Source organism: Stenotrophomonas sp. TWI809, assembly GCF_039673205.1.
Taxonomy (GTDB): domain Bacteria; phylum Pseudomonadota; class Gammaproteobacteria; order Xanthomonadales; family Xanthomonadaceae; genus Stenotrophomonas.
In genome coordinates this window covers 252626-277100 of record NZ_JBDJLE010000001.1, presented here as the reverse complement: position 1 = coordinate 277100, position 24475 = coordinate 252626, and the positions used below count along the sequence as shown (strand labels likewise).

Below are 24475 nucleotides of genomic sequence, written 5' to 3'. Positions count from 1 at the left end.
GTGGGTTTGATTGACGTGCAGCCGTCGCGCGAGGCGCTGGCGCAGCTGGACTGGGGCAAGGGCGATGGCCTGCTGCCGGTGGTGGTGCAGGACACCGACACGTTGCGCGTGCTGATGCTCGGCTATGCCAATGCGGCGTCGCTGGAGCAGACCCTGGCCACGGGCCATATGACCTTCTTCAGCCGCAGCAAGCAACGGCTGTGGACCAAGGGTGAATCCTCCGGCAACGTGCTGGCGGTGACCGCCGTGCGGATCGACTGCGACAACGACACCCTGCTGGTGAGTGCGCGCCCGGCCGGGCCGACCTGCCACACCGGCAGCGAGAGCTGCTTCCCGCAGGCACCGGGCAACTTCCTGGGCCGCTTGGATACCGTGGTGCGCGAGCGCGAACAGCAGCGCCCGGCCGGCAGCTACACCACCTCCCTGTTCGAGGGTGATATCCGCCGGATCGCACAGAAGGTGGGCGAGGAAGGGGTGGAGACCGCGCTGGCCGGCGTGGTGCAGGACGATGAGGCGCTGCTGGGCGAGTCGGCCGATCTGCTGTTCCATCTGACCGTGCTGCTGCGTGCGCGTGGGCTGTCGCTGGATGATGCGGTCGCGGTGCTGGCGGCGCGCCACGCCGGGTAGGGCAGGGCTGCACATCGTTTAACGTCGGTGAAACGCGGTGCAGGCGATGATGTGCGGCTCTACAATTCCCCACCCCCACCGGACCGCCCCCGATGACCCGTACTGCCGCCTGGCTGGCTTGCCTGCTGTTGATGACTTCGCCTGCCTGGGCTGCTGAAACGACCGTCACCGGCAAGGTGTATCAGGAGCGCGACGGCAAGCCCGGGCGCGGCCCGACCGATCCCGGCCTGGCCGGTGTGCAGGTCTCCAACGGCGAAAGGATCGTGCGCACCGCCGCCGATGGCAGCTACAGCCTGCCGGTGCGCGAGGGCCAGACCGTGTTCGTGATCAAGCCCGACGAGTACCGCTTCCCGGCCGCCGCCAACGGGTTGCCCTCGTACTGGCGCCACTACGCGCCGCAGGGATCGCCGAAGCTGAAGTACGACGGCATCCGCGCCACCGGCGGCGCCACCCGCAACTGGGATTTCGCGCTGGAACCGGCCAAGGGCACCGATGCGGCACGCAACGGTTTCGAGATGCTGGTGTTCACCGATTCGCAGACCGCCAGCCGCCAGGACATCGGCTACTACCAGCGCGCCATCGTCGAGCCGATCATCGGCAAACACCCGGCGCGACTGGGCACGACCCTGGGCGACATCGTCAATGACGACCTGAGCCTGTACCCGGACATCAACAAGGTCACCGCGCAGCTGCAGGTGCCGTGGTTCCACGTGCCGGGCAACCATGACCTGGACATGGACGCCGGCAACGATGCGCACTCGCTGGACAGCTGGCGCGCCGTGTACGGCCCGGATACCTATGCGGTCGAAGAGGGGGGCGCGAGTTTCGTGTTCCTCGATGACGTGGTCTACGACCCCAAGGCCAAGCCGAGTTACGTGGGCGGCCTGCGCGCGGACCAGTTCACCTTCCTCGGCAATTACCTCAAGGGCCTGCCGCGTGATCGCCTGATCGTGCTCGGCATGCACATCCCTCTGTTCGATGCGGCACCCGGCCGGGAGACGTTCCGCCATGCCGATCGCACGCGCCTGTTCGCGCTGCTCAAGGACTTTCCGAACGTGCTGGTGCTCAGCGGCCACAGCCACACCCAGCAACACTACTACCACGGCGCGGCCGAAGGCTGGCAGGGCAGCAAGCCGCTGCACGAGTACAACGTGGGCGCGGCCTGCGGGGCATTCTGGTCGGGCGTGAAGGACAGCAGCGGCATCCCCGACGCAACCATGAGCGATGGCACCCCGAACGGCTATGCGGTGCTGTCGGTCAAGCCCGGTGGCGACTACGGCCTGCGCTATTACGTGGCGCGTGCACCGGACGATTACCAGATCGCCCTGCATGCGCCGAAGGTGCTGCGCCAGGGCGCGTATCCGGCGTGGGGCGTGTACGCCAACGTGTTCATGGGCCAGGCCGATTCGCTGGTGGAGTACCGCGTGGACGATGGCGCCTGGCAGCCGATGAAGCGTGTCGAGCAGCCCGATCCGCGGCTGCTGCAGGAGAACGTCGCCGACGATACCGCCGAGCGCCTGCGCGGTTTCGACCGCTCGCCGGAAGCCACGCCGTCGCCGCACCTGTGGCGCGGCGCGCTGCCGACCAACCTGCCGGTAGGCGAGCACAAGGTGGAGGTGCGTGCCGTGCAGGGCGATGGCCCGACGGCCACGGCCAGCACCAGCTACCGCCTGCAGACCGCCAAGCCCTGATCACGGCGCCGTGGGTTCAGTACGGCGCTGTATGGCGCAGGCGGCTTTGCATTCCCCCGGCGATGCCTGAGAATCGCCGGGATTCAATCGATTCAACCAAGGCAAGCGAGTGAGCGCAGCGGTACCGGTTCCGGCTCAACCTGATGTGGCGCGGACCGCGGCCCACCGGGATTCCTCCCCTGATACGCTGATCGTGGCCGATGTGGGCGGCACGTTCGCCCGCGTCGCGTTGGCCACCGTGCGGGCGGGCGCTGCGCCACAGCTGAGCGGCCTGCAGCGCTATACCTGCGCCGAGCACCCCAGCCTGGCCGCGATCCTGGCCGCTTTCATCGCCAGACTGCCGGCAGCGCCGGACAGTGCCGTGGTCGCGATCGCTGGCCTGCTGGATGGTGACCACCTGGTCAACACCAATCTGCCGTGGCCGGTCTCGGTCGCCCGGACCCGTCACGATTCCGGGCTGGCGTCGCTGGCGCTGATCAACGATTTCGAAGCGGTGGCCTATGCGATTCCGCACGTGGCGCCGGACACGCTGGTGGCCCTCAACGGGGACGCCGATGCTACCCCGCGCTGGCCGGCGCTGGTGCTCGGCCCGGGCACCGGCCTGGGCGCAGCGCTGCGCTTCGAGGGCGGCGAGCGGCCGGTGCTGGCCAGCGAGGCCGGCCATGCCGCATTGAACGCGTGCAACGGGCTGGAACTGGAGGTGCTCTCGCGCCTGCTGCAGCGCTGGGAGCACGTGGACAACGAGCGCGTGCTGTCCGGTGGCGGGCTGATGAACCTGTATCCCTGCCTGTGTGACATCCGTGGGGTCACACCGCACTGGACCAGCACCGAGGCCCTGATCGCGGCCGCCCACGAGGGCGTGGATCCGGTGGCGGTCGAGACGCTGGAGGTGTTCTGCGCCTGGCTCGGCAGTCTGGCCGGCGACCTGGCCACGACCTTCGGTGCGCGCTCGGTCTACCTGGCCGGCGGGATCTCCACGCGGGTGGACCGGTTCCTGCGCGATGGCCGTTTCCGCGCGCGGTTCCTGGCCAAGGGCGTGATGCACGATGTGCTGCGCCAGGTGCCGATCTGGCGGGTGGACCACGGCGAGCTCGGTGTTCTTGGCGCGGCGGTCTGGCATGCGGAGCATCGCTGTATCGTCGTGTAATTCCCTCTTTGTCCGTTCACTGGAGACGTACCCATGACTGACCGCAGGCGATTTCTCCAGGCCAGTGCCCTGGCCGCTGGCGCCCTCGTGCTGCCGACGTTGCAGGCGCGTTCCGCCTCCGGTGCGCGCGTGGTGTCCACCTGGGATTTCGGCGTAGGGGCCAACCAGGTCGCCTGGAAGACCCTCTCAACCGGCGGCTCCGCGCTGGATGCGGTGGAAGCCGGTGCGCGCTGGGCCGAGAGCGACCTGTGCAATCCCACCGTCGGGCGCTGCGGCAATCCGGACCGTGACGGTGTGCTGAGCCTGGATGCCAGCATCATGGACGGCGATGGCCGCTGCGGTTCGGTGGCAGCGCTCAGCGATATCGCGCACCCTGTCTCGGTGGCCCGTCGCGTGATGGAGCAGACCCCGCACGTGATGCTGGTGGGCGAGGGCGCGCAGCAGTTCGCGGTGCAGCAGGGCTTCGAGCGCAGGAAGCTGCTCACCCCGGAAGCCGAGAAGGCCTGGCGCGAGTGGCTCAAGACCGCGCAGTACACCCCCGAGATCAATGCCGAGCGGCGCAGCCGTCCCGGTGACAGCAGCAACCACGACACGCTGGGCATGCTCGCCATCGATGCCCAGGGGCGTCTGGCCGGTGCCTGCACCACCAGTGGCATGGCCTGGAAGATGCACGGCCGCGTGGGCGACAGCCCGATCATCGGTGCGGGCCTGTACGTGGACAACGAGGTCGGTGCGGCGACGGCCTCGGGCGTGGGTGAGGAAATGATCCGCAACGCGGCCTCCTTCCTGGTGGTCGAGCTGATGCGCCAGGGCCGCTCGCCGGCCGAGGCCTGCCGCGAGGCGATCGCCCGGGTCGTGCGCAAGCGCCCTGAGGCAAGCAAGACCCTGCAGGTGTGTTTCCTCGCGTTGAACAAGCACGGTGAGGTCGGCGCCTACGCGCTGCATCGCGGTTTCGTCTACGCGGTCTGCGACAAGGACCGTCAGGACGACCTGCGCGATTCCGCTTCGGTGTACACGAGCGAACAGACGTGAGCGCGCCGCGCCGGGTGCTGGAGATCGCGTCGAATTCGGTGGCCTCTGCGTTGGCCGCCCAGCAGGGCGGCGCGGATCGGATCGAACTGTTCGACAACCTCGCCGAGGGCGGCACCACGCCGTCGCAGGGCAGCATCGCGGTCGCCCGTGAGCGCCTGCAGATTCCCCTGTTCGTGCTGATCCGGCCGCGTCCCGGCGATTTCCTCTACACCGCGCTGGAGGCCGAGATCATGCTGCGCGATATCGCGTACTGCCGTGCGCTCGGCTGCGACGGTGTGGTGATCGGCGCTCTGGATGCCGACGGTGGCATCGACATGGCGTTGTGCCGGGAACTGGTGTCCGCAGCAGGCCCACTCGGCATCACCTTCCACCGTGCCTTCGATGCGGCGCGTGATCTGCCGGCGGCACTGGAGCAGATCGTGACGCTGGGCTGCCAGCGCATCCTGAGTTCGGGCGGGCAGGCCAGTGCACTGGCCGGTGCCGATGTGCTGGCCGCCCTGGTGGCGCAGGCAGGCAACCGCATCTCACTGATGGCCGGTGCGGGAATCACGGCGGCCAACGCCGTGGAGGTCGCCGAGCGCAGTGGGTGCACCGAACTTCACGCCTCAGCGAAGACGACGCAGCCCTCGGCGATGCGTCACCACAATCCCGCCCTGATGGGACTGTCACCGGACTGGACCGCCACCGACGTGGCGCAGGTCAACGCACTGCGCGCGGCGCTGGATTAAAAAAAAACGGCAGCCGCCTGTACAAGCGCAGCTGCCGTGGAGGACCGTTGCCCCGCCCGGAGGCGGGGGCGGGTGACGCTTAGAACTTCCAGTTCACGCCGAAGTACAACTGGCGGCCGGTGTAGGTGTTGGACACCAGGCGGGCCTTGGTGTCGTTGCCCAGATGGATGCGCTGCTCGGACTTGGTCGCGTTCAGCACCGAGGCGGTGAAGGTCAGCGCTTCGGTGAAGTTGTAGGCCACGTTGAGATCCAGCTGGTCGTACGGTTCGGAGTACTGGCTCATGCCATTGACCGGACCGCCCACGACTTCACCGCGGCGGTTGTACGACGCGCGTGCCAGGAACGTCTCGTTCTCGTAGAAGATGGTGACGTTGGCCTGGTTCTTGGCGCTGCCCACCAGCGGCGAGGAACCAATCTCTTCGCCATCGAGCACGATGGCGGCCAGGTTGGTGTCGTTGTAGGTGTAGTTGGCCTGGATACCGAAGCCCATGTCGAAGGTGTACTGACCGTACAGCTCCACGCCCTGGGAGACGCCATCACGACCGTTGGCCTGGGTCTCGTACTTCTGCACCGTGACCGTTTCGCCACCGACATTCATCTGCTGGTCGCGGACCACCGGGACCGTGAAGTTGTCCACGTTCTTGCGGAACAGGCCCAGGCCCGCCACCGCGCCGGGCTTGAAGTACCACTCCAGGCCGACGTCGAACTGGGTCGCTTCGAACGGCTCCAGGTTCTTGTTGCTGCCATAGCCGTACCAGCCGGGCGTGTCCGTGCCGCCGGCAACGCGACGGTCGTTGCTGTACTCCTCGCTGATGTAGTTCAGCGCGCCGGGGGCGGCGATGCTGGTGTAGCTCGGGCGTGCGATGACCTTGGAGGCCGCACCACGCAGCACCAGCGTATCGGTGATGTCCCAGGCGATGTTGAAGCTCGGCAGGAAGTCCGTGTAGGTCTTGTCCATCGAGGTGAACGCGTACGTTTTCTCGCGCGCCAGGCCGTCCGGCAGGCGCACGAAGCCGCTCTGGCATACGTAGCCGGTGTTGGAGGCGATCAGCGGCGCTGCAGCAGGATCGTTGCAGCCCATCGGCGAGCCGGCGGCGTTGTCCTGGAAGTAGTCGTTGAACTTCTCCACCGAGTCGCTGGATTCGGCGAACTGCTTGGTCCGGACCACGCGCACGCCGACGTTGCCGCGCAGGCGCTCGGTACGGAAGTTGGCCTGGAAGTAGCCCGAGTAGATCTTCTCGTTGACGTTGTAGACGAAGTCCTCTTCCTTGCGGCTGTGCGACCCGCCGTACTTCTCGTTGAGGTAGTTGATGTAGGCGGGATAGTTGATGCCCGGGAACACGTTGGCGTTGAAGCCGCCTGCGATGTTGCTGATCGGGTTGGACAGGAAGAAGCCCGGCTGGGCGACACCGGCGGTGGCATCGCAACCGGCCTGGTAACGGTTGTTGTCGTAGTCGGCCGGATCCTTGCCCTGGCACACCCAGTAGGTGTTGCCGGTATTGCGGTGCACATCGCCGTCGCGGTACTTGGCACCGAACTGGATGGAGTCCAGCCAGCCGCTTTCAAACAGCTTGGTGAAGTCGGCCTGGAAGTAGTTCTGCTTGACCTCGGTCTGCATCCACGACGAGCCGGTCGAGCCGGTGTCGATCTCGGCGATGCCGGCCATCAACTGGTCTTGCAGGTTCGGCGAGAAGGTGGCGCTCGGCGTACCGGTCAGATCCCACGCGCTGTACGAGTTGCCGGACTGCCAGACCCCGTCGACCTGGCGGCGCGGCTTGGCGGACATGCCGAAGTTCATCGACGGGCCGCCTTCGGACCAGGTACGGCCACCGGTGAAGGAGGCCTTCCACAGCGGGCTGATATCCCACTCGACGGTCAGGTCGCCGGTCTGCGAGAGCGCCTTTTCCTTGCTGTAGGTACCGGTCAGCTGTGGGGTGGGGATGGTGCAGTCGTCCGGACCCCAGCCGCCCGGTGCCATGCCAGCGGCCGCGGCCTGTTCTTCGCTGCAGTAATACGTCTTGCCGGCCAGCTTTTCGTACTGCGCGCCGGTCACGATGCTGCCAGAGGGGTCGAAGTTCAGCCCGTTGAGCAGGCGGCCACCGTCCCAGTTGCCATCGCCGTTGAAGCGGGCGAGGTTCCATTCCGGGATCTTCAACATGTTCTGGGTGTAATTGCCTTCCAGCTCGAAGCGGAAGTAATTGGCGGTCAGCGTCAGGTTGTCGGTCGGCTTGAACTGGAAGGTCAACTGGCCGCCGGTGCGCTCGCGCTTCTCTTCCTTCACGGCGAAGTTCACCGAGGTCGGCATGAAGAACTCGCTGTAGTTGCGGCCGCTCTGGTCATTGAAGCCGGACTGGCCCCACCAGTAGTGGATACCGTCCTGCAGCTGCGGATTGCCGTACGCATCCACCGCGTCGGTGCCGTTGCCGTACCACTGGTAGTCCTCGGTGCTCGCCTGCATGGTGCGGCTGGTGCGGGTCTGCTTGGTCGCGCCGACCAGCACGCCGAAGCGCTCATCCTTGCTGTGCCAGGAGTACAGCGCCGACGCCTGCGGATCCACGTCGTGGCTGGTGTCCGAGGAAGTGCCCTCCAGGTTCACGTAACCGGAGTTGGCTTCCATGTCGAGCGGACGACGGGTGTGCAGGATCACGGTGCCGCCGATGCCGCCTTCATCCAGGCGCGCCTCCGGCGATTTGAACAGCTCGGCGCTGGAGAGCATGTTGGCCGGCAGCAGCGTGTAGTTGAACGAACGGGTGGCCTCGTTGTTGGTTTCCGAGGTCGCCACGTAGTTGCCGTTCAACTGGGTCAGGGTCAGGTCCGGGGCCAGGCCGCGGACACTGACGGTCTTGCCTTCGCCGCCGCTGCGCTCGATGACCACGCCCGGCACGCGCTGCAGCGCGTCGGCCACGTTCTTGTCGGGGAACTTGCCCACGTCTTCGGCGGTGATCACTTCCACCACGGCGTTGGCGTCGCGCTTCTGTTGCAGACTTTTTTCGATGGCGTAGCGGTAGCCGGTGACGGTCACGCTGTCGAGCGTGGTGGCATCGGGTGTGCCGGTGGCCGGGGTGGCTTGTTGCGCGAACGCGGCCGGCACGACGGCCGTGGCCAAGGCGCTGGCAATGGCCGCGGACAACGCAACGCGGCGGTGCATGCGTGACATCTTCATTCCACTCTCTCCCTCTCCTGGATTGAAACGGTGGCGATACGAATTCTTTGAATCGATCTAATGGGTGGAGCCAAATTCTCTCGAGCGTCGAGTTGCCTGGCGCGTCCCGCATGCATCGCGTGGGCAGTCCCCCGGCTCCCCACTTCCGGCAATCGTGACCGTTTTAAGTTGGATCGATCTAAACGATTGGCGGGGGATTTTTAGCACGACCGCGCGAGGGAAGCATGCTGCTCCGCAATATGGACACGGGGCGTGCTTTCGGTTGACCCCTGCCGATCCCGCGACGTTGCTGGGTCCGGGGCTTTAGCCCGGTATATCGACCGATGAGGCGGGTTGTCGGCTGTCGGGACCGGGCACTGCCAGGCACTGCGCAGCCTCGGGCAGAGTCGGGTGCTGGCGATCAGCCATCGATGTTGCAGCGCAGAATGCATCCGTTGAAATCTCCGTGCTTTACTTAAATCGATCTAAATTCACCGGGGTGTGGATTGGGTCGCCCCAGTCCAGGGAACCAGCGGCGCCCGCCGCCACTGGTTCGCGCTGCCGCCACGTCCGCCAAGGAGTCCGTGTCCGTGACCCGTTTTTCTCAACGTCTTTCCGTTGTTCCCGCCGCCGGTGCCGTCCGGGCCCGCCGCCGCCGCCCGCTGGCTGGGCTGGTCTGCCTGCTGGCGCTGAGCTGCGCGCCGCTGTTGCTTCAGGCCGCGCCTGCGGCGCTGGAGCGCGAGGTCAACACCTTCATCGGCAGCAAGGACGATGGCAATACGTTCCCGGGTGCCTCGGCGCCGTTCGGCCTGATCCAGGTCAGCCCGATCGGTGAGCACTACGCTGGCTGGCGCTACGACGATCCCAAGATCCGCGGTTTCGGGCATTCCTTCCTGTCCGGTGCCGGCTGCTGGGAGCAGGGCGGCCAGGTCTCGGTCCTGCCGGTGACCGGCAGCATCGGCCCGGGCGGTGACTTCAATACCGACGACGCCAAGAGCTTCGACCACAAGCGCTACGCCTCCAGCTACACCCACGAGGGTGAAGTCGGGCAGGCGGGCTACTACAAGGTGCGCCTGACCAACTACGGCGGCATCGATGCCGAGGCCACCGCACGCACCCGTGCCGCGGCCGAGCGTTACACCTTCGCCGCCGATGCGGGCACCGGCCACGTGCTGGTCAACCTCGGCCAGGCCAACGAGCGCCATTCGGTGATCGGCAGCGTGGTCGATGTCGTCGGCGACCGTGCGGTGGAAGGCAAGCTGGTCACCAAGAGCTTCTGTGGCGGGCATCAGTACACCACCTGGTTCCGCATCGAGTTCGACCGCCCGTTCAAGGCGTTCGGGACCTGGGGCGAGGGCGGCGGCCTGCCGGGTGCACGCCATGGCATGGAAGGCGAGCTCAAGCCCAGCGGCGCCTGGCTCAGCTTCGACCTGGCCAAGGGCCGTGCGGTGACCGCGGTCAGCGCGATCTCCCACGTGGATGCCGAAGGTGCGCGCGCCAATCTGCGCAGCGATGGCATGCAGGGTGAGCGCCTGCTCGGCTTCGATCAGATGCGCCAGATGGCCCAGCAGCAGTGGCGCAAGGAATTGGCGGCCGTGCGTGTCCAGGGCGGCAGCAGCGACGACCGCACCGTGCTGTACACCGCGCTTTACCACGCGTTGCTGCAGCCGCTGACCGGCAGCGATGCCGACGGCCGTTACCGTGGCTACGACGACACCATCCATCGCGCTGACGGCTGGACCTACTACGAGTACTTCTCGCTGTGGGATACCTACCGTGCGCAGAACCAGTGGCTGGCCCTGACCAAGCCGGAGGTCGCGCGCGACATTGGCCGGACGCTGCTGGCCATCGAGGAGCAGGGCGGTTGGCTGCCGCGCTGGGGGTACGCCAACTTTGAAACCAACGTGATGACCGGCGACCCGGTGACGCCGTTTCTGGTCGACCTGTGGCGTTTCGGTGCGCTCGCCGGCCGCGAGGGCGAGGCCTACACCGCGCTGCGCAAGAACGCCTTCGAGGTGCCGCCGATGAACTCGCGTCACGCGGGTCGTTCGGGCAACCCGAGCTACCTGGCCAACGGCTACGTGCAGTACGACCGCGCCTTCCCCTCCAAGGGCATGGACGTGGACCCGCACCACGGTGGCTCGGCGACGCTGGAGTACGCACTGGCCGACTGCGCACTGGCACAGATGGCCGATGGCCTCGGCCATGCCGCCGATGCCGGCGTGCTGCGTGAGCGTGGCCGCAACTGGCACAAGGTATGGGACCCGTCGGTGCGTGACGAGGAGGGCGATTTCAACGGCTTCCCGCGGCCGCGCATGGACGATGGCGCGTGGTACCTGCCCGCCGATGGCAGGTACAGCCCGCGCTCGCACCATGGCTTCCATGAAGGCACCGCGTGGCAGTACCAGTGGCTGGTGCAGCAGGACGTGCCGGGCCTGGTCCAGGCCATGCACGGCCGCGACCAGACCGCGCGGCGTCTGGATACCTTCTTCGCGTACGACGCCCTCGTGACATCGCCGCTGACCGCCGCGCGCAAGGAGTGGGTGGTCGGGCCGTACAGCTATTACAACCAGTTCCGCTACAACCCCAACAACGAGCCGGACCTGCACGCGCCGTGGATGTACACGCTGATCGGGCAGCCGTGGAAGACCGCCACCGTGGTGCGCGCCGCGCAGCAGCTGTTCACCAATGCGCCCAACGGCGTCACCGGCAACGATGACCTGGGCACGATGTCGGCCTGGTACCTGTTCAGTGCGCTGGGCCTGTACCCGGCGGTGCCGGGCAGCGGCGAGTTCCTGTTGCATACGCCGCGCTTCGCCCGCGCCGAGATCGATCTGGGCCAGGGCAGGACGCTCACCCTGAAGGCGCCGGGCGCCGACGGCCGCCAGCTGCAGTATGTCCAGAACGTGCAGGTGGATGGCCGCGCGCATGCGCCGGTGTGGCTGGACTGGGCGCAGCTGCAGCGCGGTGGCACCATCGCCTTCGCCCTGGGCAGCACCGCGCAGGAGAACGGCTGGGGTACGCAGGCCGAGGCGCTGCCGGCGTCCTTCTGCGCCACCCCCGGCGCGGTACTGGAATGAGCCACGCGCCGGCCCGCGCCGTGGCCAGCCCACCGGGGTTGACCGTCGGCACGGGCACGGACCGCTGGTCAATGCGATCGTTTAGGCTTGCACCTTGCTTGAGGAACCCGACGACCCGATGAAAGACAAGGCCACCCCCGCCGGCAAAGGCACGCGCGCGGTCACCGTGACCGACATCGCCGAAGCGATCGGCGTGTCGCGCGCGACCGTCTCGCTGGTGCTGCGTGGCAGCCCGCTGGTGAACGTCGACACCCGTGCCAAGGTGGAGGCCGAACTGCGACGCCAACGCTACGTGTACAACCGCGGCGCGGCCAATCTGCGTCGCCGCACGTCCTCAAGCGTGGCCCTGGTCATCAACGACCTGTCCAACCCGTTCTTCGCCGAGTTCGCCTCCGGGGTGGACGAAGCGCTGGGCGGCAAGGGCTTCGTGACCCTGCTCGGCAGCACCGGTGAATCGCCGGAGCGGCAGCAGGCGGTGCTGACCACGTTGATGGAGCACATGCCTGCCGGGCTGATCCTGTCGCCCGCCGAAGGCAGCGATGCCGGGCAGCTGCGCCAGGTGCTCGGGCACGCCAACGTGCTGCTGTTCAACCGCGAGCTGCCCGGTGCCGACTGGGACTTCCTGACCCTGGACAACCAGCAGGGCGCTTACCTGGCCACGCGTCATCTGATCGAGCAGGGCCACCGCCGCATCGCGTTCTATGGCGGCCATGCGGTCTCCAGTTCCTGCCATCAGCGCCGTACCGGCTATGCGCAGGCCCTGGTGGAAGCTGGCATGCCGGTGCAACCGGAGTGGCTGATTGAAACCTCGCCCAGCCGCCTGGATGCGGCCGCGCGCACCGGGGAGCTGTTCGGCCTGGATGCCGTCCCGACCGCAGCGGTCTGCTACAACGACAGCGTCGCGCTGGGTCTGATGCTGGGCCTGGCCTCGCGTGGCGTGCAGCCGGGCCGCGACTTCGCGGTGACCGGTTTCGATGATATTTCCGAGGCCTCGGTGGCATCGCCGCCGCTGACCACGCTGACCGTCAACCCGCGCGAGCGCGGGCGACAGGCGGCCGAACTGCTGTTGCTGCGTCTGGATCATCCCGACGCGGCGCCGGCCCGTACCGTTGCACCGGTCCAGCTCCGCGTTCGCGAGAGCAGTGGCTCGATGACCGTCTGATGGCTCCCACAATCACCTGCTCGCGCACTGAGGCGCGTACCTGAATGCCCATCTCTCCTACGCCCCGCCTCCCATCCTCATCCGCCGCCGCGCCCGTGGTGAACACGCGCATGGCGCTGGCCGTGGCGACCACGATCTTCTTCATGTGGGGCTTCCTCACCTGCCTCAATGACATCCTGATCCCGCATCTGAAGGCCGTGTTCGATCTGACCTACGCCCGCGCGATGCTGGTGCAGTTCACCTTCTTCGGCGCGTACTTCCTGATGTCGGTGCCGGCCAGTCGCCTGGTCGCACGGCTGGGCTACAAGAACGGCATCGTGGCCGGTCTTGCCATCGCCGCAGTGGGCGCGCTCGGCTTCTGGCCGGCGGCCGAGCTGCGCGTGTATGAAGCCTTCCTGGGTGCGCTGTTCGTGCTGGCCACGGGTATCACTGTCCTGCAGGTGGCGGCCAATCCCTACGTGGCGCTGCTCGGTCCGGAACAGACGGCGTCGAGCCGACTGACCCTGGCCCAGGCGCTGAACTCGCTGGGGACCGCGATCGCGCCGATCTTCGGTGGCCTGCTCATCCTGGGCAACACCGTCAAGAGTGCGGACGAGATCAATGTGCTGCCGATAGCCGAACAGCTGGCCTATCGCACCCAGGAAGCCCAGTCGGTGCAGGGCCCGTATGTCGGCCTGGCGATCGCGCTGGTCCTGCTTGCCGTGTTCGTCTATCTGTTCCGCCTGCCGGCACTGAATGAGACGACCGAGCAGAACAGCAGCGACAAGCACACCCTGATGGAGGCGCTGCGTCACCGCCACGTCCGGTTCGGCGTGCTTGGCATCTTCTTCTACGTGGGTGCGGAAGTGGCGGTCGGCAGCGTGCTGGTGAACTACCTGTCGCTGCCGAACATCGGTGGCTTCAGCGAACAGCAGGCCACGCATTACGTCTCTGCGTACTGGACGATGGCGATGATCGGCCGCTTTGCCGGTTCGGCCATCATGACCCGCTTCTCGCCGCGCCTGCTGCTGACCTTGTTCGCCAGCATGAACGTGGCGCTGCTGGCGCTGACCATGCTCACCCAGGGGCAGGTGGCGTTGTACTCGGTGGTGGCGATCGGCCTGTTCAATTCGATCATGTTCCCGACGATCTTCGCGCTGAGCATCGAACGCCTGGGCACGCTGACCACCAAGGCGTCGAGCCTGCTGATCATGGCGATCGTCGGCGGGGCGCTGATCCCGGTCCTGCAGGGCAAGCTGGCCGACCATATCGGCCTGCAGCCGTCCTTCATCCTGCCGCTGCTGTGCTACGGCTACATCATCTTCTACGGCCTGTGGGGCTCGCGCCCGGCCGCTGGAATCCGCCAGGGAGCTTGAGGCCACGATGTCCAAGATTGTTTGTTTCGGCGAGATTTTGATCGATCTACTTGCCCAACCGCCGGCCACCCCGGACACCCCGCGTGCCTTCCTGCAGTACGCCGGCGGTGCGCCCGCCAACGTCGCCGTTGCGGCGGCGCGGCTTGGTGCGGACACCCATTTTGCCGGGATGCTCGGCCAGGACATGTTCGGCGATTTCCTCGCCGAGAGCCTGGCCAGTGCCGGCGTGGCGACCGACTGCATCGTGCGTACCGACGCGGCCAAAACCGCGCTGGCGTTCGTGGCACTGGATGCCAGCGGCGAACGCAGCTTCAGCTTCTACCGCCCGCCGGCGGCCGATCTGCTGTTCCGCAGTGCGCACTTCCACCCGAACTGCTTTGAAGGCACGCGCAGCTTCCATGTGTGCTCCAACAGCCTGACCGAGGCCGAGATCGCACAGGCCACGTTGGAGGGCATGCGCCGCGCCCATCAGGCCGGTGCGATGGTCAGCATTGATCTCAACCTGCGCCCGGCGCTGTGGCCGACCGGTGTCGACCCGTTGCCGCGGTTGTGGGAAGCGCTGTCGCTGGCCGACCTGGTCAAGCTCTCGCGTGAAGAACTGGAGTACCTCGCGGCCGCGGTGCCGGGCGGTGACGCGGCCGTGATCGAGCGGCTGCTGGGTGCGCAGGCGCAGGCGGTGGTGATCACCGACGGCGCCGCGCCGATCCGCTGGCATACCCGCCACACCCACGGCGTACTGACCGGTTTCCGCGTGACCACGGTTGATTCCACCGCGGCGGGCGATGCCTTTGTCGGCGGCCTGCTGTTCGGCATCGGCGAGCGCGGCGGTGACGGCACCGGATTTGCCGCGTTCTGCCAGGACCCCACGGCGCTGGTGGATGCGATCCGTTTCGGTGCGGCCGTCGGTGCATTGGCCGTGACCCGCAAGGGTGCCTTCGCCGCGATGCCCAGCCTTCATGAAGTCCAGCAACTGCTGCAGCAACAACAGGATGACGCCGCATGACCACGCCGGTTCCGCCGACCCCCGACTTCCGCTCGCCCGCGTTCCTGCGCGCCCACATCGCCCAGACGATGGCGTTCTACCAGCCGCATGAAATCGACCCCAACGGCGGTTTCTTCCACTACTACCGTGACGATGGCAGCGTGTACGACGCCAGCCACCGCCATCTGGTCAGCAGCACCCGGTTCGTGTTCAACCACGCCATGGCCTACCGCGAGTTTGGCAAGCCGGAAGATCTGGCCGCAGCCGAACACGGCATCCGCTACCTGCGCGAGGTGCACCGCAATCCGGCGACCGGCGGTTATGCCTGGACGCTGCGCGATGGTGTGGTCGAAGACGCGACCAACCACTGCTACGGCGTGGCGTTCGTGCTGCTGGCCTACAGCTGCGCGCTGAAGGCCGGCATCAACGACGCCCGCGCGTGGATGGACGAGACCTGGCAGCTGCTGGAGACGCGCTTCTGGGAGCCGGCGTTCGGCCTGTACAAGGACGAAGCCGACGCCGACTGGACCTTCAGCGATTACCGCGGCCAGAACGCCAACATGCACATGTGCGAGGCGATGCTGGCCGCGTTCGAGGCCAGTGGCGAGCAGCGCTACCTGGATCGTGCGCTGCTGCTGGCCGACCACATGACCCGCCGCCAGGCGGCGCAGGGCGATGGCCTGGTGTGGGAGCACTACGACACCCAGTGGCAGATCGATTGGAACTACAACCGCGACAACCCCAAACATCTGTTCCGTCCGTGGGGTTTCCAGCCCGGGCATCAGACCGAGTGGGCCAAGCTGCTGCTGATCCTGGATCGCCACGTACAGGCCGACTGGCTGGTGCCGACCGCGCGGCATCTGTTCGATGTGGCGGTGGAACGCAGCTGGGATGCCGAGCGTGGCGGGCTGTATTACGGCTTCGCGCCGGATGGCAGCGTCTGCGATGACGACAAGTACTTCTGGGTGCAGGCCGAATCGCTGGCCACCGCCGCGCTGCTGGCCAAGCGCACCGGCGATGCCGTGTACTGGGACTGGTACGACAAGCTGTGGGGCTACGCCTGGCAGCACATGATCGACCATCGCTACGGTGCCTGGTATCGCATCCTGGATGCGGACAACCGCACGTACAGCGACGAGAAGAGCCCGGCCGGCAAGACCGATTACCACACCATGGGCGCGTGCTACGAAGTGCTCAACGTGGTGCGCTGAATCCGGTAGCGCCGACCGTTGGTCGGCTGCCCCAAAACCCCGGTAGAGCCGACCGTTGGTCGGCTACCCCAACCCCGGTAGAGCCGACCGTTGGTCGGCTGCCCCAAAACCCCGGTAGCGCCGACCGTTGGTCGGCGGCTCCCGCAGCCAGGCAGGTCCCCATGCGCGCGCACAGCCGTCTCCATGTCGTTGCACCGGCCAGCTGGCTGTTGCTGGTCCTGCTGGCAGCATGGGCACTGCCCGTGGCCGCCGCCCCGCTGGCGGCGGAGTGGTCATTCCGCCTGCTGCCCGGTGACGCGCGCGGTGCCGCGTACCCTGACCTGCAGCAGTGGCGCCCGGCGCAGGTGCCCGGGGCCGTGCATACCGATCTGATGGCGCAGGGGCAGATTCCCGATCCTTACGTGGGTGCGCCGGAAGCCGGGCTGCAGTGGATCGGCTTGGCCGACTGGGAGTACCGCGCACGATTCGATGTGGATGCGGCAACCGTGGCACGCGCGCACGCCGAGCTGGCGTTCGAAGGCCTGGATACGTTCGCCACCGTCACGCTCAACGGCCAGCCGCTGCTGCAGGCCAACAACAGTCATCGCACCTGGCGTGCACGGGTGGACGGCAAGCTGCGGCCTCGCGGCAATGACCTCCGGATCGTGCTGCGTTCGCCGATCCGCAGCCTGCTGCCGGACGTGCAGGCGATGCCGCACAAGATCGCCGGCAACTACCCCTCGCCGTATGGCGATGAGCCCAAAGACGCGATGGTCGGCAATTTCGTGCGCAAGCCGGGCTACCACTTCGGCTGGGACTGGGGCCCGCGTTACGTGACGGCAGGCATCTGGCGGCCAGTGACACTGGAGAGCTGGGACGCGCAGCGGCTGACCGCGCTGGCCGTGCAGACCCGTACGCTGGATGCGACCCGGGCGGATCTGGAGATCACGGTCGAGATCGAGAGTGCCGCGGTCGGCAGCGCTGCGGTGCAGATCGAGGTGCTGGATCCGGAGGGCACGCGCGTGGCGCGCATCGACCGCAAGCCGATGTTCAAGGCCGGGGACAACCGCATCGCGGTGCCGGTGGCGCTGCAGAAGCCGCGGCGCTGGTGGCCGGCCGGGCAGGGCGAGCAGGCCCGCTATACCGTGCGTGCCACCCTGGCGCCTGATACAGCGAAGGCGACGCACATCGAGCAACGCACCGGCCTGCGTACCGTCGAGCTGCGCCGCGAAGTGGATCGCAACGGCGGACAGGGCTTCGTGTTCGTGATCAACGGCGTGCCGATCTTCGCCAAGGGCGCCAACGTGATCCCGTTCGACATGTTTCCCGCGCGCGTGGACGCGGCGCGGATCCGGCGCGAGCTGACCGCTGCGCGCGATGCCAACATGAACATGCTGCGCAACTGGGGCGGCGGCTATTACGAAGATGACGTGTTCTTCGACATCGCCGACGAACTCGGCCTGCTGGTCTGGCAGGACTTCATGTTCGGGGGCGGCATGCAGCCCGGCTACGATCCGGCGTTCCGGGCGAATGTGGTGCATGAGGCGCGCGACAATGTGCGCCGCCTGCGCCATCACCCCAGCGTGGTGCTGTGGTGTGGCAACAATGAAGAAGAGACCGCGTGGAAGGACTGGGGCCATGGCCGTGACCTGACCGCCGCCGATCCCGCGTTCGCCGCGAAGGTCTGGCAGGGCTATGTGGACCTGTTCGGCAACGATCTGCGCCAGGTGGTGGCCGACGAAGGGCTGGGCGTGCCGTACTGGTCCAGCTCGCCGAGCAATGATCTGGACGAGAAGGCCAACGATTCCACCCGCGGCGACAAGCACTACTGGCAGGTGTGGGGCAATCCGGCGCTGCCGGTGACGGCGTACCTGCACGAGACCCCGCGCTTCATGTCCGAGTACGGCCTGCAGGCCTGGCCGGTGCTGCGCACGCTGGACGGCATCATTCCGGCCGCCGAGCAGCAGGTGGACAGCGCCACGGTGCGCGCCCACCAGAAGTTCATGGCGGGCGAGGGCAACCAGCGCCTGCTCAAGTACATCGAGGAGGAGTACGGCACGCCGCGTGACTTCCCCACGTTCGTCTACCTGAGCCAGGTCATGCAGGCCGACGGCATCCAGCTCGCCGCCCTGCATCACCGGGCCTCGCGCCCGTACACGATGGGCTCGCTGTACTGGCAGCTCAACGATGTGTGGCCGGGTGCGTCGTGGTCCAGCATCGACTACGCCGGCCGTTGGAAGGCGCTGCATTTCCACGCCAAACGCTTCTTCGCCGATCACGCGGTGGCGGCGTTGCGCGACGATGGGGTGACCCGGGTGAGCCTGCTCAATGATCGCCAGCGCGGCCTGCAGGCGACCTGGCGGTTGCGCGTGATGGATCTCGATGGCGCGCTGCGCAGTGAGCAGCGGCATACGGTGGCCTTGCCGCCGCTGTCCGCGCTGGAGGTGGGCCGGTTCGCCGATGCAGACCTGTTGAAGGGGGCCGATCCTGCGCGGACCGTGGCGGTGCTCGAGCTGTTCGATGACGCGACGCTGTTGTCGCAGCAGGTGGTGTATTTCGTCCCGGCCAAGGCGCTGGCGCTGTCACCTGCGACGATTGATGCTGAGCTGCGCGCCGACGGCAACGGCAACGGCTACGTGTTGACGCTGCGCGCGCCGAAGCTGGTGCGTGCGCTGTGGATCGACTTCGACGGCGTGGATGCCGCCCTGGACGACAACGCGCTGGACCTGGTGCCGGGCGAGACCGTCACCATCCGCCTGCGCAGTGAGGCGGACCTGGACACCCTGCGTGATGCGCTGCGCTTCACCTCGCTTGCGGATACGAAGGCAAGGTAACGCGACCGGCGACCGGCATGGCGTCAGCCGATGGGGGTAGAGGCGATCGGTAGAGCCGACGGTAGAGCCGACTGTTAGTCGGCTGCTCTTCTTCGATCGGCATGGCGTTAGCCGACGGTAGAGCCGACGGTAGAGCCGACTGTTAGTCGGCTGCTCTTCTTCGATCGGCATGGCGTTAGCCGACTAACAGTCGGCTCTACCCTTCGGCTCTACCCTTCGGCTCTACCGGTCGGGTTTACCCATCGGCTCTACAGCGTGATCTGCTGGAAATTCTCGACGCGGTCGTGCCCGTGTGTGGCCTCGCCGCTGCGTGGCAACGGGTAATCGTCCAGGCGGTCGATCAGGCGCGTCTGCAGACCGGCGTCGCGTGCGGCATCCAGCTCTTCCACCACATCGGACAGGAACAGAATCTGCGCGGCCGGCACATCGATCGCCTCGACAATACGGCGGTAGCTGTCGGCCTCACGCTTGCCGCCCACTTCGGTATCGAACCAGCCCGAGACCAGCCCGGTCAGGTCACCGGCTTCGCTGAAGCCGAAGAACAGCTTCTGCGACGGCACCGAGCCGGAGGAATACACGTACAGCGGCTTGCCCTCGGCATGCCAGCCCTTCAGTACGGCGGCCACTTCCGGATAGAAATGCGCCTGGTAATCGCCGTTGCGGTAGCCGGCTTCCCAGATCATGCCCTGCAGCGCCTTGAGCGCGGTGTGCTTGCGATCCTGGTCGATCCAGCCCTGCAGCGTCTCCACGATCAGGCTGTCCTGGCAGGCGCCACCGATCTCCACCGCTACCGCGTCCAGCCAGCGGCGCACCTGCGGCTCCTGGCCATGCGCGGCGACAAACGCCGGCAGTGCCTTGCGCGCATATGGGAACAGCACGTTCTTGACGAACGAAATGCTGCTGGTGGTGCCCTCGATATCGGTGAGGATGACGGTCGGTTGCGGCATGGATCAGTCGGCCTGGTGCTGTGCGGGGTGGTAACGCGGGAAGGTCTGGGCGATGTCGCTGCCGGTGAAATGGCCGACCCAGCCATCCGGCTCGGTGAAGAAGCGGATCGCCACGAAACTCGGCTCCTCGCCCATGTCGAACCAATGCGTGATGCCATCGGGCACGGCGATCAGGTCGTTCTTGACGCACTCGATCTCGTAGACCTTGCCGTCCACGTGCAGGGTGAACAGCCCGGAGCCGGCGACGAAGAAGCGGACTTCATCTTCCTTGTGGAAGTGCTCGTCCAGGAACTTCCTGCGCAGCTCGGCGCGGTTCGGGTTGTCCGGCGCGATCGAGGCGACATCCACGCTCTTGAAACCGTGCGTGGCGACGAGACGGTCGATATCGACCTTGTAGGCGGCGAAGACCTCGTCCTGGCTGGCGCCCGGCGCGACCTCATGGGCCGCCTGCCAGCGCTCGAACGTGACGCCGATCCGCTTGAGTTCGGCAGCGATCGCCTCGCCATCCCGGCTGTCGAACAGCGGGACATCCGGGGCGGTGTCATCAAAGATACGGAGTCGGCTCATGGCGGCGGCATCGAGGCGAAGAGGGGAAGGAAAGGGTACCAGTGCGGCGCCGGGGTGGGGGCGACGCACTGATGCCGATGCGCGGAATACAGATTCTCTTCAGGAATCTGAGCGCGATCAGCCGCGCAGCTTGCGCAGCTCCAGCTCACAGTGCAGCAGGAATTCGAACGCTTCCATGTGGCGGCGCGCCTCGGCCATGGTGCGGCCCCACGCGTACAGGCCGTGGCCGTCGATCAGATAGCCCCACAGCGGCTGGGTGTCGAGCAGGGCGTCGACCTGGGCCGAGAGCACATCCATGTCCTGGGTATTGGCGAACACCGGCACATCGACCGCCATCTCGTGCGTGCTGTTGCCGTGGAAGGCCTTCAGCAGCTCGTAGCCCTCCAGACGGATATGACCCTGCGGCGCATACAGGCGCGAGGCGATGGTCTGCACCGGCGAATGGGTGTGCAGCACGCAGCCGATCTCGGGGAAACGGCGGTACAGCTGGGTGTGCAGCAGCGTCTCGGCGGACGGGCGCAGCGGGCGGCCGACGGCCTGGCCGTCGAAATCCACCACCATGATGTCGTCTTCCACCAGCCGGCCCTTGTCCTTGCCGGACACGGTGATCGCCGCATGGCGGTCATCCAGGCGGTGGGAGAAGTTGCTGCTGGTGGCCGGGGTCCAGCCGGCGTGGGCCAGCTCGCGGACGTTGTCGATCAGCAGCTGGGCCAGTTCGCTCAGGCGCGCGGTGTCGTACGGGAAGGTGGGGGTGTTCATGGGGGCTATTTTACGGCGCTTCCATCGATTTCGCGCGGTCCGTGGTCGTGCCGGCCGCTGGCCGGCTCCCCATGAGGGTCCTGGGTGTGCGTGGCGCCGGTCAGCGGCCGGCACTACTTGCGCAGGCGGCTATGGCGATACCCATAACTGAAGTAGATCGCGAAACCGCCCAGCGTCCAGAAGCCCATGAGCATCCAGTTGTGCGCCGTCATCGCCGTCAGCAGCGCGATGCAGCTGAGCACGCCCAGGCTGCAGATCAGCCACGCCATCGGCATCCGGAACGGACGCGGCAGGTCTGGCTGGGTGCGGCGCAGGATCAGTACGCCCGCGCAGACCGCCGCGAACGCGATCAGCGTGCCCATCGAGGTCAGTTCACCGAGGACATCGAGCGGGAACACCGCCGCCAGCAGCGCGATGCCGATGCCGGTGATCACGGTGTTGATGTGGGGGGTGCGGTACTTGGGATGGATCTTGGTGAACAGCGGCGGCAGCAGCCCATCGCGGCCCATGATCATGAAGATGCGCGGCTGCGCGATCACCATGACCAGCACCACCGAGGACAGCCCGATCAGCGCGCCGATTTCCACGACCACGCGCAGCCAGCCCAGCTGCGGATGCGCCGCCACGGCGGTCACCACCGGCTCATCGGTCCCCAGCAGCTGGTACGGCACCAGTCCGGTCATCACCGCGGCCATGGCGATGTACAGCACGGTGCAGATCACCAGCGAGAGCATCATGCCGATCGGCATGTCGCGCTGCGGCTTGTGCGATTCCTGCGCGGCCACCGAGACCGCCTCGAAACCGATGTAGGCGAAGAACACCATCGCCGCACCGCGCAGCACGCCATCGAAGCCGTACTTGCCCGGGCCTTCGTTCTCCGGAATGAACGGGGTCCAGTTGGCCGGATCCACGTACTTCCAACCCACCACGATCACCAGCAGGATCAGCGCGGTCTTGAGCACCACCATCGCCATGTTCATGGCCGAGGATTTGCTGATACCCACGTAGCACAGCCAGGTCAGCAGCAGCACCAGCACGGCGGCCGGGATGTTGGCGATGGCGCCGGTCGGGCGCAGTTGCCCATCCAGCGGCGCGCTGACCAGCGCGGCCGGGAGATGGATGTCGAAATGGCTGAGCAGACTCAGGAAGTAGCCGGTCCAGCTGACCGCCACGGCCGAGGCGGAGACGCCATATTCGAGCACCAGCATCCAGCCGATGAACCAGGCCGAGAGCTCGCCGAAGGTGGCATAGGTATAGGTGTAGGCACTGCCGGAGACCGGCACCATCGCCGCGAATTCGGCGTAGGCCATCGCGCAGAACGCGCAGCAGATCGCGGCCAGCACGAACGACAGCATGATCGCCGGGCCGGCGTGGTTGGCCGCGGCCTGGCCGGTGATCACGAAGATGCCGCCGCCGATCACCGCACCGATGCCCAGCGCGGTCAGGCCCCAGGGGCCGAGGGTACGGCGCAGGCTCAGGCCGTTGGCGTCTTCATGGGCGGCGTGCGGATGCTTGGTGGCCCACAGTTGCTTGAACATGGTTTGATTTTTCTTCTCAGGCGCGACGTATCAAACGACCGGGCCGGCACTGGGCCGGCCCGGCAGCACTCAGGCGTTCTTCTTGTTCAGCTTGCTGTGGCGGATGCCGTAGCCGAAGTAGATGCACAGACCCAGCAGGGTCCAGGCCACGAACAGGTGCCAATGCACCACGAACGCCTGGTAGAACAGGAACAGACAGGCGATCGCGCCCAGCGGGCAGATCACCCACACCAGCGGCACGCGGAACGGTCGCTCCAGTTCCGGGCGCGTGTAGCGCAGGACAAGCACGCCGATGCAGACGGTGGCGAAGGCCAGCAGGGTGCCCATCGAAACCAGCTCGCCGAGCACGTTCAGCGGCACGGTACCGGCCAGGGTGGCGGCGATGGCGCCGACGACGATCGTGCTCCAGTACGGGGTACGGAAGCGCTTGTGCACCTTGCCGAAGATCTTGGGCAGCAGGCCGTCGCGGGAGATCGTGTAGGCGATGCGGGTCTGGCCCATCATCATCACCAGCACCACCGAGGAGAGGCCGGCGATCGCCCCGATTTCCACGGCGGTCTTCAACCAGGACAGGGTCGGGTAGGGCTCCAGCGCGGTGGCGACAGGCTTGTCCGTGCCCAGCAGGTGGTACGGCATCATGCCGGTCAGCACGGCGCAGACGATGATGTAGACGATGGTGCACACGGCCAGCGAGCCGAGCAGGCCGATCGGCATGTTGCGCTGCGGGTCCTTGGTTTCGCCGGCGGCGGTGGAAACTGCATCGAAGCCGATGTAGGCGAAGAACACGATGGTTGCCGCACGGAACACGCCGCTCCAGCCGAACTCGCCAGGCACGCCGGTGTTCTCCGGGATGAAGGGAGTCCAGTTGGCCGGATCCAGGTGCGCTGCGCCGAAGCCGATGAACAGGCAGATCACGGTGACCTTGATCGCCACGATGATCGCGTTGACGAAGGCCGACTGTGTCACGCCGACGTACAGCAGGCCCGAGACAGCTGCCACGATCAGCACCGCCGGCAGGTTGAACAGCTTGCCGGAGGAGATGAACTCATGGCCGGTCCAGGCGATGGGTGCGGCGCTGAGCGCGTCCGGGAAGGGCATGTTCAGCGTGGTGGTGATGAAGCTGATCAGGTATGCCGACCAACCCACCGCGACCGAGGCCGAGGCGAACAGGTATTCCAGCACCAGGCACCAGCCGATGAACCAGGCCATGCCTTCGCCGAGGGTGGCGTACGAATAGGAATAGGCGCTGCCGGAGACCGGCATCATCGCCGCGAATTCGGCGTAGCACAGGCCGGCCAGCGCGCAGGCGAAGCCGGCGAACACGAACGACAGCATCACCGCCGGGCCGGCATGGTTCGCTGCGGCCTGGCCGGTGAGCACGAAGATACCCGCACCGATCACCGCGCCGATACCCAGCAGGATCAGGTGTTTCGCTGTGAGGGTCCGCCTCAGTGTGGGCTCGCCGTCCAGGCTGCCTTCGATGGGCTCGCCGGCATCGACGTGCGGTGCCGGTGCGACCGGTTTGACCCTCAACAGAGACTTCAGCATGCAGTGCTTCCCTAAATGAACAAAGGTGAGGCGCGCGGTACATTGCCGCACGCCCTGATGGCGACTGGGCGCCCCAGCGGTGCGGGGCCCGCTGTACCTTAGCCAAAGCTGAAGCCGCTGTACAAGCACAATTGCAGCATGGCCGA

General features: G+C 66.8%; 17 protein-coding genes. 11 read left to right on the top strand and 6 right to left on the bottom strand.

The window, feature by feature from the left end; genetic code table 11:
• The 5 genes from hisIE to ABE472_RS01190 all read left to right on the top strand — a co-directional run bounded on the left by hisIE (position 1) and on the right by ABE472_RS01190 (position 5225).
• On the top strand, positions 1-627 hold the full coding sequence (gene hisIE, locus ABE472_RS01210) for a bifunctional phosphoribosyl-AMP cyclohydrolase/phosphoribosyl-ATP diphosphatase HisIE (protein ID WP_313219177.1): 627 nt from the start codon (positions 1-3) through the stop codon (positions 625-627).
• A gap of 92 nt (positions 628-719) precedes the next feature.
• On the top strand, positions 720-2318 hold the full coding sequence (locus tag ABE472_RS01205; RefSeq protein ID WP_319623952.1) for a calcineurin-like phosphoesterase family protein: 1599 nt from the start codon (positions 720-722) through the stop codon (positions 2316-2318).
• Positions 2319-2463: 145 nt separating this feature from the next.
• Entirely contained in the window at positions 2464-3465 is a 1002-nt protein-coding gene (locus ABE472_RS01200; protein ID WP_346465115.1) for a glucokinase, read from the top strand.
• Positions 3466-3498: 33 nt separating this feature from the next.
• Positions 3499-4497 (top strand): N(4)-(beta-N-acetylglucosaminyl)-L-asparaginase, encoded by a 999-nt coding sequence (locus ABE472_RS01195; RefSeq protein WP_346465113.1) that lies wholly within the window; start codon positions 3499-3501, stop codon positions 4495-4497.
• Positions 4494-5225, top strand: coding sequence for a copper homeostasis protein CutC (locus tag ABE472_RS01190; RefSeq protein WP_313211786.1), 732 nt, complete (start codon positions 4494-4496; stop codon positions 5223-5225). Before ABE472_RS01195 ends, ABE472_RS01190 begins: the two co-directional genes overlap by 4 nt.
• 79 nt (positions 5226-5304) lie before the next feature.
• Here the strand turns inward: ABE472_RS01190 and ABE472_RS01185 are convergent, their stop codons facing one another.
• Positions 5305-8388, bottom strand: coding sequence for a TonB-dependent receptor (locus ABE472_RS01185; RefSeq protein WP_346465111.1), 3084 nt, complete (start codon positions 8386-8388; stop codon positions 5305-5307).
• A gap of 569 nt (positions 8389-8957) precedes the next feature.
• Here ABE472_RS01185 and ABE472_RS01180 point away from each other — a divergent pair.
• From ABE472_RS01180 to ABE472_RS01155, 6 genes are all read left to right on the top strand, one after another.
• A complete protein-coding gene (locus tag ABE472_RS01180) occupies positions 8958-11447 on the top strand; it encodes a GH92 family glycosyl hydrolase (RefSeq protein ID WP_346465109.1) in 2490 nt (829 codons plus the stop codon).
• A 118-nt stretch (positions 11448-11565) separates the two neighbouring features.
• Positions 11566-12609, top strand: a complete 1044-nt coding sequence (locus ABE472_RS01175) for a LacI family DNA-binding transcriptional regulator (RefSeq protein WP_313219179.1) — start codon at positions 11566-11568, stop codon at positions 12607-12609.
• 110 nt (positions 12610-12719) lie between these two features.
• Positions 12720-13964: an L-fucose:H+ symporter permease gene (fucP, locus tag ABE472_RS01170; RefSeq protein WP_313218182.1), complete on the top strand. Its 1245-nt coding sequence runs from the start codon at positions 12720-12722 to the stop codon at positions 13962-13964.
• 7 nt (positions 13965-13971) lie between these two features.
• Positions 13972-14967 carry a carbohydrate kinase gene (locus tag ABE472_RS01165; RefSeq protein WP_346463188.1) on the top strand — a complete coding sequence of 332 codons (996 nt, stop codon included), beginning with the start codon at positions 13972-13974 and terminating at the stop codon, positions 14965-14967.
• Complete coding sequence (locus ABE472_RS01160; RefSeq protein ID WP_346465107.1) at positions 14964-16157, top strand: AGE family epimerase/isomerase; 1194 nt, start codon at positions 14964-14966, stop codon at positions 16155-16157. Before ABE472_RS01165 ends, ABE472_RS01160 begins: the two co-directional genes overlap by 4 nt.
• Before the next feature lie 161 nt (positions 16158-16318).
• Positions 16319-18970, top strand: a complete 2652-nt coding sequence (locus ABE472_RS01155; protein ID WP_346465105.1) for a glycoside hydrolase family 2 protein — start codon at positions 16319-16321, stop codon at positions 18968-18970.
• 248 nt (positions 18971-19218) lie between these two features.
• Here ABE472_RS01155 and mtnC read toward each other — a convergent pair whose 3' ends face one another.
• The 5 genes from mtnC to ABE472_RS01130 all read right to left on the bottom strand — a co-directional run bounded on the left by mtnC (position 19219) and on the right by ABE472_RS01130 (position 24329).
• Entirely contained in the window at positions 19219-19917 is a 699-nt protein-coding gene (gene mtnC, locus ABE472_RS01150) for an acireductone synthase (RefSeq protein WP_346465103.1), read from the bottom strand.
• A 3-nt stretch (positions 19918-19920) separates the two neighbouring features.
• Positions 19921-20484, bottom strand: coding sequence for an acireductone dioxygenase (locus ABE472_RS01145; RefSeq protein ID WP_313218192.1), 564 nt, complete (start codon positions 20482-20484; stop codon positions 19921-19923).
• Between the two features lie 117 nt (positions 20485-20601).
• Complete coding sequence (locus tag ABE472_RS01140; protein WP_123729133.1) at positions 20602-21243, bottom strand: methylthioribulose 1-phosphate dehydratase; 642 nt, start codon at positions 21241-21243, stop codon at positions 20602-20604.
• Positions 21244-21356: 113 nt separating this feature from the next.
• A complete protein-coding gene (locus ABE472_RS01135; protein ID WP_313211775.1) occupies positions 21357-22781 on the bottom strand; it encodes an amino acid permease in 1425 nt (474 codons plus the stop codon).
• Between the two features lie 69 nt (positions 22782-22850).
• Positions 22851-24329: an amino acid permease gene (locus tag ABE472_RS01130; RefSeq protein WP_313218194.1), complete on the bottom strand. Its 1479-nt coding sequence runs from the start codon at positions 24327-24329 to the stop codon at positions 22851-22853.
• Positions 24330-24475: the final 146 nt, after the last annotated feature.

Bases quoted from the DNA above. Each gene is read 5' to 3' on its own strand.
- ABE472_RS01195 (WP_346465113.1), top strand. From the start codon at position 3,499: ATGACTGACCGCAGGCGATTTCTCCAGGCCAGTGCCCTGGCCGCTGGC.
- ABE472_RS01165 (WP_346463188.1), top strand. From the start codon at position 13,972: ATGTCCAAGATTGTTTGTTTCGGCGAGATTTTGATCGATCTACTTGCC.
- ABE472_RS01160 (WP_346465107.1), top strand. From the start codon at position 14,964: ATGACCACGCCGGTTCCGCCGACCCCCGACTTCCGCTCGCCCGCGTTC.
- ABE472_RS01135 (WP_313211775.1), bottom strand. From the start codon at position 22,781: ATGTTCAAGCAACTGTGGGCCACCAAGCATCCGCACGCCGCCCATGAA.
- ABE472_RS01140 (WP_123729133.1), bottom strand. From the start codon at position 21,243: ATGAACACCCCCACCTTCCCGTACGACACCGCGCGCCTGAGCGAACTG.
- mtnC (WP_346465103.1), bottom strand. From the start codon at position 19,917: ATGCCGCAACCGACCGTCATCCTCACCGATATCGAGGGCACCACCAGC.
- ABE472_RS01155 (WP_346465105.1), top strand. From the start codon at position 16,319: ATGCGCGCGCACAGCCGTCTCCATGTCGTTGCACCGGCCAGCTGGCTG.
- fucP (WP_313218182.1), top strand. From the start codon at position 12,720: ATGGCGCTGGCCGTGGCGACCACGATCTTCTTCATGTGGGGCTTCCTC.
- ABE472_RS01145 (WP_313218192.1), bottom strand. From the start codon at position 20,484: ATGAGCCGACTCCGTATCTTTGATGACACCGCCCCGGATGTCCCGCTG.
- ABE472_RS01175 (WP_313219179.1), top strand. From the start codon at position 11,566: ATGAAAGACAAGGCCACCCCCGCCGGCAAAGGCACGCGCGCGGTCACC.
- ABE472_RS01130 (WP_313218194.1), bottom strand. From the start codon at position 24,329: ATGCTGAAGTCTCTGTTGAGGGTCAAACCGGTCGCACCGGCACCGCAC.
- ABE472_RS01205 (WP_319623952.1), top strand. From the start codon at position 720: ATGACCCGTACTGCCGCCTGGCTGGCTTGCCTGCTGTTGATGACTTCG.
- ABE472_RS01185 (WP_346465111.1), bottom strand. From the start codon at position 8,388: ATGAAGATGTCACGCATGCACCGCCGCGTTGCGTTGTCCGCGGCCATT.